Raw genomic sequence first — 13414 nt, forward strand, 5'->3', positions numbered from 1 at the left:
CGGCCGGGCGTGCGGGACGCGGGCGGATAGGGACTCTCGTCCCTCGGTCTCGTGCGTCGCGGGCTGACGGGGATTCCGGTCCCTCGGGCACGTGTGCCACGGGCTGACAGGGACCCCGTCCCCCGGTCACGTGCGTCGCAGGTCCACGATTCGGCGGATCTTGCCCACCGACCGTTCCAGTGACTCCGGTTCGACGATCTCGACGGCCACCGAGACACCGATGTTGTCCTTCACGGCCGCCGCGATGGCCCGCGCGGCCGCGTCGCGGACCCCCGGTGCGGCATCCGGGCGGGCCTCGGCCCGTACCGTGAGCGCGTCCATACGTCCCTCTCGGGTCAGCCGCAGCTGGAAGTGGGGCGCCACGCCCGGCGTGCGCAGCACGATCTCCTCGATCTGCGTCGGGAAGAGGTTCACCCCGCGCAGGATCACCATGTCGTCACTGCGCCCGGTGACCTTCTCCATCCGCCGGAACACCCGCGCGGTCCCCGGCAGCAGCCGGGTCAGATCGCGCGTGCGGTACCGCACGACCGGCATCGCCTCCTTGGTCAGCGAGGTGAGGACCAGCTCGCCCTCCTCGCCGTCCGGCAGCACCTCACCGGTGATCGGGTCGACGATCTCCGGATAGAAGTGGTCCTCCCAGATGTGCAGCCCGTCCTTGGTCTCCACGCACTCCTGAGCGACACCCGGGCCGATCACCTCCGACAGTCCGTATATGTCCACGGCGTCGATCGCGAACCGCTCCTCGATCTCCCGCCGCATCTCCTCGGTCCACGGCTCGGCGCCGAACACGCCCACCCGCAGCGAGGTGGAGCGCGGATCGACGCCCTGCCGCTCGAACTCGTCGAGCAGCGTCAGCATGTACGACGGCGTCACCATGATGATCCGCGGTGCGAGGTCCTGGATCAGCTGCACCTGACGGGCCGTCATACCGCCGGACGCGGGGACGACCGTACAGCCGAGCCGCTCGGCGCCGTAGTGCGCGCCCAGCCCGCCGGTGAACAGGCCGTATCCGTATGCAACATGGACCGTGTCGCCGGCCCGGCCGCCCGCGGCGCGGATCGAGCGGGCCACCACGTCGGCCCACAGGGAGAGGTCGTTGTCCGTGTAGCCGACGATCGTCGGGCGGCCGGTGGTGCCGCTGGAGGCGTGGATGCGGCGGATGCGGTCCCGGGGCACGGCGAACATGCCGTACGGGTAGTTCTCGCGCAGGTCGGCCTTCGCGGTGAACGGGAAGCGGGCCAGGTCGGCCAGGGACCGGCAGTCGTCCGGGCGGACGCCGGCCTTGTCGAAGGACTCCCGGTAGAAGGGCACGTGCTCGTAGGCGTGCCGCAGTGAGGCCCGCAGCCGCTCCAGCTGCAGCGCCCGCAGCGCTTCGGCGTCCAGCCGTTCCCCCGCGTCCAGCAGCTCGGTCGCATCCGCCATGGGGACTTCTCCCTAACCAACCGCATCAATCCGGACTACCGATCATTCGGTCGAGGTGTTCGGGATCAGTAATTCAGGCCGTCCCGGTGCAGGCAAGAGGTCCGGCCGCATTTTCTGGAACTCCGTTGCGGAGTCGTTCCGCCGCCGGTGAAGATCGGCACATGCCGACCCTCACCGCCATCGACGGGACCGAGCTCGCCTACCACCTGCGGGGCGAGGGCGCCCCGCTCGTCGTCCTGCCCGGCGGCCCGATGCAGGCCTCCGCGTACCTGGGTGACCTGGGCGGTCTCTCCGCGCGCCGCCGTCTGGTCCTGCTCGACCTGCGCGGCACGGGCGACTCCGCCACGCCCGCCGATCCGGGCTCGTACCGCTGCGACCGGCTCGTGGCCGACGTGGAGGCCCTGCGCGCGCATCTGGGACTCGACCGGATGGACGTCCTCGCCCACTCGGCGGGCGGCAGCCTCGCGATGCTGTACGCGGCCCGGTACCCGGAGCGGGTCGCGCGGCTGGTGCTGGTGACCGCCGTCCCGTGGGCGCTGAGCAGGTCGGCGACCGCCGAACAGCGGCTGGCGGCGGCGCGGCTGAGGCGCGGCGAGCCGTGGTTCCCGGAGGCGTTCGCGGCCCTCGATCGGTGGCTGGCGGGGCAGTCCGACTACGACCCCGCCTGCGCGCCCTTCTTCTACGGCCGCTGGGACGACACGGCCCGCCGGCACATCCGGGCGGCGACGAGCAGTACAACGACGAGGCCTCCGAGGTGTACGGCTCCGACGGCGCCTACGACCCGCCCGCCACCCGTGCCGCACTCGCCCGCGTCACCGCCCCGGTCCTCGTCCTCGCCGGAGAACTCGACGGCGGCCCCCGCCCCGAACTGGCCCGCGCCGCCGCCGACGCGTTCCCCGACGCCGACTTCAGCGTCCAGCCGGGCGCGGGGCACTACCCGTGGTTGGACGACCCCGAATGGTTCGCCGACCGGGTCGTGCGTTTCCTGGACGGGCGGGGAGCGCCCATGCCGCCGTCCGCCGAGCCGGAGGCGGACTCCCTGACTCGGTGACGTCGGTGGCGCTCCGCTGCGGCAGGTCCTCGCAGACGATGCCGTCGTGGTGCGTCACCCGCCGTTCGGGCCGTATGCCGTCATGAAGCGGTCGCGGAACTTGTCCATGGTCCACTCGGGGGCGTTGGGCGCGGGCTTGAGGCCGTCCGTCCAGCCCCAGTTCGCGACGCGGTCGAGCACCTTGGGGTCGCGGGCGACGATGGTGACCGGGACGTCCCTGTTGGCGGTGCCCCGGGTGACCGTCGGGACGGGCTGGTGGTCGCCGAGGAAGACGAGGACCGTGTTGTCGTCGCCGTAGCGCTGCATCCACTCGGTCAGGCTGTCCAGGGAGTACTGGATCGCCTTCCGGTACTCGGTCCGCACGCGCGACGCGCTCTTCCAGACCTCCGTGGGGTTCGTGCCCTCCTTCTTGATCTTGTAGAAGATCTTGCCGTCCCCGAGGTCCTTCCAGTCGATCATGTGGGCGATGGGCGACCAGGGGTTGTGGCTGGAGGCCAGGATGATCTCCGCCATGATCGGGTCGCGGTTCTTCTTGCCGTGCTCCAGCTTCTGGAACGCCTCCAGGCTGAACTGGTCCGGCACCGGCGTCCAGCTGAAGTACGGCCCCTGGTAGCCGAGGTGCGTGGAGTCGTAGATGTGGTCGAGGCCGAAGTACTTGCCCTCCGGCCAGGACTTGCGCACACCCGGCACGATGCCCACCGTGCGCCAGGCGCCGGTCTTCTGGAAGTAGCGGGTCAGGGTCGCGCGGTCGCTGGTGGTCAGCGTCCGGTACCGCTCCTGGTTCTTGATCCACAGCCCGGACAGGAACGTCGAGTGCGCGAGCCAGCTGCCGGCGCCCGTGACCGGCGACCGCAGCCAGCCGCTGCGGGAGGCGAAGCCGGCGGCCTTGAGCCTGGCGTCGCCCTGCTTGAGGGTCGCGTCGATCTCCGGTGCCATCGCCGGATCGTCGATGGCAACCCGCCCGTAGCTCTCGATGAAGGTGAACATCACGTCCTTGCCCCGCAGCCCGGTCAGCAGCTGGTCGGACGGCGTGTTGGCGTACTTGTCGACATGGAGCTGCTTCTCGAAGACCTTGGCGTCTCCCAGTCCCGTCCGGACCCACTGCACACGGTTGGTGAGGAACTGGGCGTAGCCCTTGGTGGCGAAGGGGACACTGCCGAACTCCACGCTCAAGGTGAAACAGGTGATCCACACGGTGCCGAGGACGAGCGTGGTGCCGACGGCCCTGGAGCGGTGCCGGCCCATCGTTTCCGACAGCCGCAGCACCGCGAGCGCGCTCAGCACGAGCACGGCGATGAACAGGACGATCACGCCGATGATCGCGAGCACCTCGCCGGAGCGGCCGAAGGAGTCCTTCACCCAGTCCGCGCCGTCGCTGAGCAGGGTCCAGTCGAAGACCAGGTCGAAGGGCCGGGCGAGGGTCTGGTAGAAGCCCATGTCGATGAACTTCAGCACGGTGGTCAGACCGAGGAACGCGCCCGCTACGACGGCCCCGACGCGCCGTGCCTTCGCGGGCAGGGCGAGCAGCACGATCGCGAGGAGGATCGGCTCGACGGGGAGGCGGAGGACCGACTGGAGGGTGATCCGGTCGAGCCTGTCCGGCACGAGATCCGCGACGACCACGAACACCCCGGCCAACACGGTCGTGCCCACCCGCACGACAGCCGCGGCCCGGGGGAACCGCCGCCGCCACCCGAACCAGCCGGGACGGGTGCCGGGAGAGGAGGCGGCGACGTCCGGGGCGGGGGCGTCCGTCGTCTCGGTGCCAGGTTCGTCGTCGGCCGCGGTGGCGACTTGATCCGGAGCCACGGAGACGGGTCCGTCGCCGGGTTCGGCGTGGGGTTCATCGGCGGTCACGGCGGCCGATGCGGCGGTCGTCCCGGTGGCGAGGTCATCGGCCGTCGCGACGTCCGGCTCGGCGGGTGTGGCGCCGGTGGACTTCTCGGCTGTGCGGGCGGCGGCGGGTTCGTCGCCGGCGGAACTCGCCTGCGGGACGTCGGCCTCGCGGGACGGCGTCTTTACGTGCTCTGCCTCTCCGGCAATATCCGCCGCCGTGGAATCCGACCCCGGTTCGACGTCCTCGGCCTCCGCCTCATCGTCTGCTGTCGGCGTGGGTGCTTCGTCCGTCGTGTCGGGCACCCGCTCGTCCCTCGGCCGTAGGTCGGCTACGGCGCCCGGTTCCGGGTCGGTCGCCGTCGGGGCGGTCGAGGCCTCCTCCGCCGGGTCCGGTGCCGTGGGATCGGCAGTCGGCAGTTGGCGAGGGGGCGTGAGGTGCGACACCCGAGGGTCCTTCCATGCGGAGCGCGGTGATGACACGGCGGACCGGACCTGCAGACCAGGGCCACCAACCTCGCGTACGGCCCCACGTAACCCCGCGTTCAAACGCCCGGGTCAACCGCGCGCAAAGACTACGCCCGCCCCCGAAGACCTCGCCGCCCTGCCCCCGCGTCCTCCCCGCGATCCGGCCACCGCGCGCCGCCCGCTCCCGCACCTTCCCATCCACCCCTCACCGCGCGCTGCGCTGCCCCCGCCCCCTACCGATCCGCCGCCACGGCAACCTCCTTGGCCCACCGGTAGTCCGCCTTGCCGCTCGGTGAGCGGCGTATCGTCTCCGTGATCACCAGCTGGCGGGGGATCTTGTAGCCGGCGAGGTGGGTGCGGCAGTGGGACTGGATGTCCTCCAGGGACGGCCGCGAGGCGCCCTCGCGCAGCTGGACCACCGCCGCCACATGGTTGCCCCACTGCGGGTCCGGCACACCGGCCACCAGCGCGTCGTACACGTCCGGGTGGGACTTAAGCGCCTGTTCGACCTCCTCCGGGTACACCTTCTCGCCCCCGGTGTTGATGCACTGCGAGCCACGGCCCAGGACGGTGACCACGCCCTCCTCGTCCACCGTGGCCATGTCGCCGAGCAGCACCCAGCGCCGGCCGTCCTTCTCGAAGAAGGTCTCGGCGGTCTTCCGGGGGTCGTTGTAGTAGCCGAGCGGCACATGGCCGCACTGGGCGACCCGGCCCACCTCACCCACCGCGACCGCCTCGTGCGTGGCCGGATCGACGACCTGCGTACGGGCGTTGACACGGATGCGGAAGCTCTGCCCGGCCCCGGAGTCCGCCGTCGCCGTGCCGTTGAAGCCGGACTCGGAGGAGCCGTAGTTGTTGAGCAGCATGGCGCCCGGCAGCAGCTCCTGGAACTGCCTCCGTACCGTCTCCGACATGACCGCGCCGGACGAGGAGACGCTGAACACCGAGGAGCAGTCCGTGCCCTTCATCGGCCCCTTCAGCGCGTCGATCAGCGGCCGCAGCATCGCGTCGCCGACCAGGGACATGCTGGTGACCTTCTCCTTCTCGACGGTCCGCAGCACCTCCTCGGGCACGAACTTGCGGTGGATCACGACCCGTTGGCCGAAGTTGAAGCCGATGAAGGAGGTGAGCGTGGAGGTGCCGTGCATCAGCGGGGGAGTGGGGAAGAACGTGATCCCGCTGCCCCCGGCGGCCACCCGCTCCGCCAGCTCCTCCGGCTTCTTCACCGGTTCACCGGTCGGCGCGCCCCCGCCCAGTCCCGAGAAGAACAGGTCCTCCTGACGCCACATCACCCCCTTGGGCATGCCGGTCGTGCCGCCCGTGTAGATGATGAACTGGTCGTCCCCCGACCGCGCCGGAAAACCGCGCTCGGCCGAACTCCCCGCCTCCGCCTCGGAGAAGGACAGCACGGAGGCCGTGTCGGGCGCGTCCCCGACCCGGACGAGATGCCGCAGCTTCGGGCACTGCGGCAGCGCGGCCGCCACCCGGTCGCCGAACTCCGCGTCGAAGACGAGGGCGACGAGGTCGGCGTCCCGGTAGAGGTACACCAATTCCTCTTCGACATAGCGGTAGTTGACGTTGACCGGCACGACCCGGGCCTTGAGGCAGCCCAGCACCGTCTGCAGGTACTCGACCCCGTTGTAGAGGTGCAGGCCCAGATGCTCGCCCGGCCGGATCCCCGCGTCGATCAGATGGTGGCCGATCCTGTTCGCCGCCGCGTCCAGCTCCGCGTACGTCAGCCGGCGCTCCGCGCCCGTGCCGGGGTGGTCGATGTACACCAGGGCCTCGCGGTCCGGCACCGCGTCGACGACCGACTCGAACAGGTCCGCAAGGTTGTACTCCACCGCTCCTCCTGACCCCGGCAGCCATGACGGAGAAAGGCGCATCCGTCGGTTCGCCGGTCATCAGAGCAAAGGGCGCGGCAACTGTGAAGGGTTCGCGCGAAGAAATCTGACTGACTGTCAGAAAACCCTTGAAGTGCCTCCCCGGCTACTGCAACCTGTTCTCGTTCCAGGAGAGGGGAGTTGGCCATGGGTGGGACGGAACACCTCACCGTGCGGCGCGAAGGCGCCACACTGGTGCTCACGCTCAACAGGCCCGAAGCCAAGAACGCGCTCTCGCTGCCGATGCTGGTCGGGCTGTACGACGGCTGGGTGGAGGGCGACGAGGACGAGGCGGTGCGCTCGATCGTGCTCACCGGCGCCGGCGGCTCGTTCTGCGCCGGCATGGACCTCAAGGCCCTCGCGGGCCGGGGCCAGGACGGCGAGCACTACCGGGACCGCCTCAAGGCCGACCCGGACCTGCACTGGAAGGCACTGCTGCGCCATCACCGCCCCCGCAAACCGGTGATCGCCGCCGTCGAGGGGTACTGCGTGGCGGGCGGCACCGAGATCCTCCAGGGCACCGACATCCGGGTCGCGGGCGAGTCGGCGACCTTCGGGCTCTACGAGGTCAAACGCGGCCTGTTCCCGATCGGCGGGTCCACCGTCCGGCTGCAGCGGCAGATCCCGCGCACCCACGCCCTGGAGATGCTGCTCACCGGCCGCCCCTACACCGCCCGCGAGGCCGCCGACATCGGGCTGATCGGCCATGTCGTACCGGACGGCACCGCGCTCGGCAGAGCGCTGGAGATCGCCGAACAGGTCAACGCCTGCGGGCCGTTGGCGGTCGAGGCGATCAAGGCCTCCGTCTACGAGACGGCCGAGATGACGGAGACCGACGGCCTGGCCTCCGAACTCAAGCGCGGCTGGCCGATCTTCGACACGGCCGACGCCAAGGAAGGCGCCCGCGCCTTCGCGGAGAAGCGGCAGCCCGTCTACAAACGCGCCTGACCCCCACCGAAGGAGACCGGGCATGCCCGAAGTCCTCAAAGCCCCCCTCGCCGTCGAGTTCCCCTTCACCCGCTCCCTCGGCCCGGTGCAGAGCGCCTTCCTGACCGGTCTGCGGGAGCGTGTCGTGCTGGGGGTGAGGACGAAGGGCGGCCGCACCCTCGTCCCGCCCGTCGAGTACGACCCGGTCACCGCCGAGGAGATCCGCGATCTCGTCGAGGTCGCCCCCACCGGCACCGTCACCACCTGGGCCTGGAACCACGAACCCCGTCGCGGCCAGCCCCTCGACACGCCCTTCGCCTGGGTCCTGGTCCGCCTCGACGGCGCCGACACCGCTCTCCTGCACGCCCTCGACGCCCCCGGCCCCGACGCCGTGCACACGGGGATGCGGGTCCGCGTCCGCTGGGCCGAGGAGCGCTCCGGTGCCATCACCGACATCGCCTGCTTCGAGCCGTACGAGGGCGAGCCGGATCAACCGACCGGCCACAGCGGCGAGTTCGCGGACGCGATCAGCGGCATCGTCGCCTTCGCCCGCCTCGACTACACCTACTCCCCGGGGCGCGCGCAGTCCGAGTACATCCACGCTCTCTCCGAGCGGCGCACGGTCGGTGAGCGCTGCCCCTCCTGCCGCAAGGTGTACGTGCCGCCGAGGGGCGCCTGCCCCACCTGCGGCGTCGCCACCGCCGAGCACGTCGAGGTGGGTCCCCGCGGCACGGTCACCACGTTCTGCATCGTCAACATCAAGGCCAAGAACCTCGCCATCGAAGTGCCCTACGTCTACGCCCACATCGCCCTCGACGGCGCCGACCTCGCCCTGCACGGCCGTATCGGCGGCATCCCCTACGACCAGGTGCGCATGGGACTGCGCGTCGAGGCGGTGTGGACGGAGGGCGCCCGCTACCCCGACCACTACCGGCCCACCGGCGAGCCCGACGCGGAGTACGACACCTACAAGGAGCTGCTGTGACCCGGGACATCGCGGTCGTCGCCTTCGCCCAGACCGACCACCGGCGCACCACCGACGAGCTCTCCGAGGTGGAGATGCTCATGCCCGTGCTGCACGAGGTCCTGGACGCGACCGGCCTGAAGACCGCCGACATCGGCTTCACCTGCTCCGGCTCCAGCGACTACCTCGCCGGCCGCGCCTTCTCCTTCACCCTCGCCCTAGACGGGGTCGGCGCCTGGCCGCCGATCTCCGAGTCGCACGTCGAGATGGACGGCGCCTGGGCGCTGTACGAGGCGTGGACCAAGCTGCTGACGGGCGACGCCGACACCGCGCTCGTCTACTCGTACGGCAAGTCCTCGCCCGGCTCCGTCCGTGACGTCCTGACCCGGCAGCTGGACCCGTACTACGTGGCCCCCCTGTGGCCGGACTCGGTCGCCCTGGCCGCCCTGCAGGCGCGGGCCCTCATCGACGCGGGCGACACCGACGAGCCGGCCCTCGCGGCCGTCGCCTCCCGCAGCCGACAGGAAGCCGCCGCCAACTCCCACGCGCAGCTGCGGGGTTCGGTGCCCCAGGGGGACTATCTCGTACGGCCCCTGCGCACCGGCGACTGCCCGCCGATCGGCGACGGCGCCGCCGCCGTCGTCCTCGCGGCGGGGGAGCGGGCCCGGGAACTGTGCGAGCGGCCCGCGTGGATCCGGGGCATCGACCACCGCATCGAGGCGCACAGCCTGGGCGTGCGCGACCTGACCGACTCGCCGTCCGCGCGGCTGGCCGCCGAGAAGGCGGGCGCCTTCGAACGGCCCGTCGACACAGCCGAGTTGCACGCCCCGTTCACCTCGCAGGAGGTCGTGCTGCGCAAGGCGCTGCGGCTCGACGACAGCGTGCGCGTCAACCCGTCCGGGGGCGCCCTCGCGGCCAACCCGATGATGGCCGCCGGACTGATCCGCATCGGTGAGGCCGCTGCCGGCATCCACCGGGGCGAGTCCGACCGGGCGCTGGCCCACGCCACTTCCGGCCCCTGTCTGCAACAGAACCTGGTCGCCGTACTCGAAGGGGATCCGCGATGAGCAAGGAGCCCGTGGCCGTCGTAGGGATCGGCCAGACCAAGCACGTGGCGGCGCGCCGGGACGTGTCGATCGCGGGGCTCGTCCGCGAGGCCGCCGGGCGGGCGCTCGAGGACGCCGAGCTGACCTGGGCCGACGTCGACGCCGTCGTCATCGGCAAGGCGCCCGACTTCTTCGAGGGCGTCATGATGCCCGAGCTGTACCTCGCCGACGCCCTCGGCGCGGTCGGCAAACCCATGCTGCGGGTGCACACCGCGGGCAGCGTCGGCGGATCGACCGCCCTCGTCGCCGCCAACCTGGTCGCGGCCCGCGTCCACGGCACGGTGCTGACGCTCGCCTTCGAAAAGCAGTCCGAGTCGAACGCCATGTGGGGCCTGTCCCTGCCGATCCCCTTCCAGCAGCCGCTGCTGGCCGGGGCGGGCGGCTTCTTCGCCCCGCACGTGCGCGCGTACATGCGGCGCAGCGGCGCCCCCGACACCGTCGGCTCCCTGGTGGCGTACAAGGACCGGCGCAACGCGCTGAAGAACCCCTACGCCCATCTGCACGAGCACGACATCACCCTGGAGAAGGTCCAGGCCTCGCCCATGCTGTGGGACCCGATCCGGTACTCGGAGACCTGTCCGTCCTCCGACGGCGCCTGCGCGATGGTGCTGACCGACCGGGCGGGGGCCGCGCGGGCGCCCCGGCCGCCCGCCTGGATGCTGGGCGGGGCCATGCGCAGCGAACCGACCCTCTTCGCCGGCAAGGACTTCGTCTCGCCCCAGGCCGGCAAGGACTGTGCCGCCGACGTCTACCGGCAGGCCGGCGTCGCCGACCCGCGCCGGGACATCGACGCGGTCGAGATGTACGTGCCGTTCTCCTGGTACGAGCCGATGTGGCTGGAGAACCTCGGTTTCGCCGACGAGGGCGAGGGGTGGAAGCTCACCGAGTCCGGGGTCACCGAGCTGGACGGCGATCTTCCGGTCAACATGTCGGGCGGGGTCCTGTCGACCAATCCGATCGGGGCGTCGGGCATGATCCGCTTCGCCGAGGCGGCGCTCCAGGCGCGCGGGCAGGCCGGAGAACACCAGGTGGACGGGGCCAGGCGGGTGCTCGGGCACGCGTACGGCGGCGGATCGCAGTTCTTCTCGATGTGGCTGGTGGGCTCCGAACCCCCCGAGTCCTGAAAGGTTCCCCAAAGGTCCTCCTCATGTGGCCTGTCGGCGGTCGGACCCGATCGCTAGGCTGACCGCGGACGACGAAATCGGGAGGAGCACGGACGTGGCCGAGAGCACCATCCAGCAGCACCCGTTCGCGGGCTGGGACAAGCCGGAGCTGGACCTCAGCAACGCCGACTGGCACTCGAGCAGCCGTGGCCTGGGGGATGTCCAGATCGCCTTTGTCGAGGGATTCATCGCGATGCGCAACAGCGGCCGCCCGGAGAGCCCTTCCCTGATCTTCACCCCGGCGGAGTGGGGTGCGTTCGTGTCGGGGGCGAGGGAGGGCGAGTTCGACCTCACCTGAACCGCGGAGACCCGGACCGCCGAGACGGACCCGAACCGCGGAAGCCCGAACCTCTGGAGATGGGCCCGGGTGAACCGTCGGAGGTGCGTTTCGCCGGTTTTTCCGGACACGCGACCGTGAGCACGTCCCCGGGACCGCCGCCTGCGCGAGGCTGGCCCCGGGGGGGCGGTCGTACTCCGGAGGTGAGGAACCCATGAGCACCCTGCCGGTCATCGCGGCGGTCGACGGTTCGGACGACAGCCTGCGCGCCCTGGACTGGGCCCTCGACACCGCCCGCAGACGCGGGGCGCCCCTGCGGGTGGTCCATGTGCGGCAGTACGCCGTCTGGGCACAGCCCGACGTCCTGGTCGCGGGGCCACCGGACCCGGAGGCCGACTCGGTGCTGGACCAGGTCCGCGGGCATGTCGCGGCGATGCCCGAGCGGCCGGACATCGAGTACGTGGGTCTGGAGGGCGCGCCCACCGCACTGCTGCCCGAACTGGGCTCCACCGCACAGCTGTTGGTGCTCGGCTCCCGGGGCCGCGGCGGCTTCGCCAGTCTTCTGCTGGGCTCCAACGGCATGGCCGCCGCACGGGACGCCGAGTGCCCCGTGGTGGTGATCCCCCGGCCCGGCCGCGACGGGGGTACCACCCACGCCTTTCGGGCCGTGGGGGAGCAGGGCGACGCGCCCGCCGAGCCCGGCCACCGAGTCGTCGTCGGGCTGCAGGTCGACAGCCCCGACGAGGCCACCCTGGACTTCGCCTTCACCGAGGCCGCGCTGCGCGACGCCCCCCTGCAGGTGATCGCCGCCTACGCCTGGCCGGCGCAGTCCTGGGCCGCCCCCTCGGAACTCATGCCGCTGATGGTCGACCAGGACGCCGTCGAACGCGACACCTGGACCCTCGCCGAGGGCTTCCTCGCCCCGCACCGCGAGAACCACCCCGACGTCCGTGCCGAGGCGTACGCGATGGCGGGCGACGCTGCGGGCCTGCTGGTCGACGCCTCCCGCGACGCCGATCTGGTCGTGGTCGGCCGCCACCGCCGGCGTCTGCTGGCCCCGGCCCGCATGCTGGGCTCGGTCACCCACGCGGTCCTGCTGCACGCGGTCAGCCCCATCGCGGTCGTGCCGCCGACGCCGGCGGAGGAGTGACGGCCCTCCCCGGTGGTCACACCTCGACGAGCCTCTCGAAGAAGAACTCGTGCTTGAGGAACGACGTCTCGTGCTCCGCCCCCGGATACGGCGGGACGAGCTGGGCCGCCTGGAACAGCCGCCAGCCGTCCTCCAGGGCGGCCACACCCGTCTTGTACGGCGGTTCGTCGCTGTCGCCCGTCGTGGGCCGGGTGCCGCCCGTGCCGTCGTAGCGGGCCCAGCCGACGACGTCGGAGTCGAGGGTGGAGGTGCCCAGGTACAGCACGAGGACCTGCTGTCGGGTGGTCACACCGTGCTCCTTCGCGTGGCGGGCCGGTTGGAGATCCGGGTGGCCCAGTGGTCGATGTCGAATCCGGGGTCGCCGGTCAGCGAGCGCCACAGCCGGACCCGGTTGTGGATCTCCAGGCGGCCGGTGGCGGGTTCGTACCAGGGAAAGACCCGCCGCAGTTCCTCGGAGACGGCCGGGTCGTCCAGGTCGGCCGTGTCCCACAGCCGCACCTGCGGCACGGTCGGGTTGAAGCGGATCTTGTACATGTGGCGGACGGTGTCGCTGTCGTTGCGCCGGCCGCCGTGCCAGATGCCGTGGTGCAGCAGGGCGACCGTGCCGGCCGGACAGGTCAGCCGGGTCTGGCCGAGGAGGTTCTGGTAGCGGCCGGTGTCGCTCTCGTTGGTACGGCGCAGATGGCTGCCCGGGACGATGAGCGTGCCGCCCATGTCCGCGGTGGCCTCCTGCGGGTAGTACATGAGCTGCACGTCGAACGCGTCGGTGCGCAGGTCGATCAGGGCGTCCGCGTGCAGCGGCTGGGCGCTGCCCTGGTGCGGCTCGCGGGTGTGCACGAAGTGGTGGTCGACGGTCGGGTCCGGCCCCACCAGGCTCTCCAACGCGCCCGCGACAGCGGGCAGTTCGACGAGCCGGCGGGCGAAGGAGCCCTCGGGGAACGCCTTCGCCACCTCGGAGCCGTACGGCACGGAGGGCAGACCGGTGTCGAAGACGCCGAGGGCCTCGGCGTTCATCTCCGGGGGCACGACCGCGTCGAGGCGCAGGAAACCGTGGGCCACGAACCGGGCCACCTGGGCGGAGTTCAGCAGCTGTCGTGTGGTTGGCATACGTCAACCGTAGAAAGCTCCGGGCCGCCCGTCGTGGGCTGTAATCGGCGAGCACTGGTAAAT

11 protein-coding genes and 1 pseudogene are annotated in these 13414 nt (G+C 71.4%); 7 read left to right on the forward strand and 5 right to left on the reverse strand.

The genetic code is table 11. The annotated features are described in order from the left end of the window. Positions 1 to 126: 126 nt before the first annotated feature. Entirely contained in the window at positions 127 to 1422 is a 1296-nt protein-coding gene (paaK, locus tag MKW14_RS09290; protein WP_240860974.1) for a phenylacetate--CoA ligase PaaK, read from the reverse strand. Between the two features lie 161 nt (positions 1423 to 1583). Between paaK and MKW14_RS09295 the strand changes: the two are divergent. Further along, a pseudogene (locus MKW14_RS09295) lies at positions 1584 to 2473 on the forward strand (alpha/beta fold hydrolase). A 54-nt stretch (positions 2474 to 2527) separates the two neighbouring features. Here MKW14_RS09295 and MKW14_RS09300 read toward each other — a convergent pair. Beyond that, a complete protein-coding gene (locus MKW14_RS09300) occupies positions 2528 to 4282 on the reverse strand; it encodes an alkaline phosphatase family protein (protein WP_374116549.1) in 1755 nt (584 codons plus the stop codon). 725 nt (positions 4283 to 5007) lie between these two features. Then, positions 5008 to 6618, reverse strand: coding sequence for an acyl-CoA synthetase (locus MKW14_RS09310; RefSeq protein WP_240860978.1), 1611 nt, complete (start codon positions 6616 to 6618; stop codon positions 5008 to 5010). 186 nt (positions 6619 to 6804) lie between these two features. Between MKW14_RS09310 and MKW14_RS09315 the strand changes: the two genes are divergently transcribed. From MKW14_RS09315 to MKW14_RS09340, 6 genes are all read left to right on the forward strand, one after another. Next, positions 6805 to 7605: a crotonase/enoyl-CoA hydratase family protein gene (locus MKW14_RS09315; RefSeq protein WP_240860980.1), complete on the forward strand. Its 801-nt coding sequence runs from the start codon at positions 6805 to 6807 to the stop codon at positions 7603 to 7605. A gap of 22 nt (positions 7606 to 7627) precedes the next feature. Continuing rightward, a complete protein-coding gene (locus MKW14_RS09320) occupies positions 7628 to 8569 on the forward strand; it encodes a Zn-ribbon domain-containing OB-fold protein (RefSeq protein ID WP_240860983.1) in 942 nt (313 codons plus the stop codon). Beyond that, a complete protein-coding gene (locus tag MKW14_RS09325; protein ID WP_240860986.1) occupies positions 8566 to 9615 on the forward strand; it encodes a thiolase family protein in 1050 nt (349 codons plus the stop codon). The genes MKW14_RS09320 and MKW14_RS09325 overlap by 4 nt, the downstream gene beginning before the upstream one ends. Then, positions 9612 to 10778 (forward strand): thiolase family protein, encoded by a 1167-nt coding sequence (locus tag MKW14_RS09330; RefSeq protein ID WP_240860988.1) that lies wholly within the window; start codon positions 9612 to 9614, stop codon positions 10776 to 10778. The genes MKW14_RS09325 and MKW14_RS09330 overlap by 4 nt, the downstream gene beginning before the upstream one ends. Before the next feature lie 94 nt (positions 10779 to 10872). Continuing rightward, complete coding sequence (locus tag MKW14_RS09335; RefSeq protein WP_133048453.1) at positions 10873 to 11115, forward strand: DUF397 domain-containing protein; 243 nt, start codon at positions 10873 to 10875, stop codon at positions 11113 to 11115. Between the two features lie 193 nt (positions 11116 to 11308). Then, positions 11309 to 12244: a universal stress protein gene (locus tag MKW14_RS09340; RefSeq protein ID WP_240860990.1), complete on the forward strand. Its 936-nt coding sequence runs from the start codon at positions 11309 to 11311 to the stop codon at positions 12242 to 12244. 16 nt (positions 12245 to 12260) lie between these two features. Here MKW14_RS09340 and MKW14_RS09345 read toward each other — a convergent pair whose 3' ends face one another. Beyond that, positions 12261 to 12533, reverse strand: a complete 273-nt coding sequence (locus MKW14_RS09345; RefSeq protein WP_240860991.1) for a hypothetical protein — start codon at positions 12531 to 12533, stop codon at positions 12261 to 12263. Next, positions 12530 to 13351 carry a phytanoyl-CoA dioxygenase family protein gene (locus tag MKW14_RS09350; RefSeq protein WP_240860993.1) on the reverse strand — a complete coding sequence of 274 codons (822 nt, stop codon included), beginning with the start codon at positions 13349 to 13351 and terminating at the stop codon, positions 12530 to 12532. The genes MKW14_RS09345 and MKW14_RS09350 overlap by 4 nt, the downstream gene beginning before the upstream one ends. Positions 13352 to 13414: the final 63 nt, after the last annotated feature.

Origin of the sequence: Streptomyces gilvus (assembly GCF_022513565.1) — a bacterium.
Lineage (GTDB): Bacteria > Actinomycetota > Actinomycetes > Streptomycetales > Streptomycetaceae > Streptomyces > Streptomyces gilvus.

Excerpts from the sequence above, each read along its gene's own strand:
- paaK (WP_240860974.1), bottom strand. The coding sequence starts at position 1,422 with ATGGCGGATGCGACCGAGCTGCTGGACGCGGGGGAACGGCTGGACGCC.
- MKW14_RS09315 (WP_240860980.1), top strand. The coding sequence starts at position 6,805 with ATGGGTGGGACGGAACACCTCACCGTGCGGCGCGAAGGCGCCACACTG.
- MKW14_RS09320 (WP_240860983.1), top strand. The coding sequence starts at position 7,628 with ATGCCCGAAGTCCTCAAAGCCCCCCTCGCCGTCGAGTTCCCCTTCACC.
- MKW14_RS09330 (WP_240860988.1), top strand. The coding sequence starts at position 9,612 with ATGAGCAAGGAGCCCGTGGCCGTCGTAGGGATCGGCCAGACCAAGCAC.
- MKW14_RS09340 (WP_240860990.1), top strand. The coding sequence starts at position 11,309 with ATGAGCACCCTGCCGGTCATCGCGGCGGTCGACGGTTCGGACGACAGC.
- MKW14_RS09350 (WP_240860993.1), bottom strand. The coding sequence starts at position 13,351 with ATGCCAACCACACGACAGCTGCTGAACTCCGCCCAGGTGGCCCGGTTC.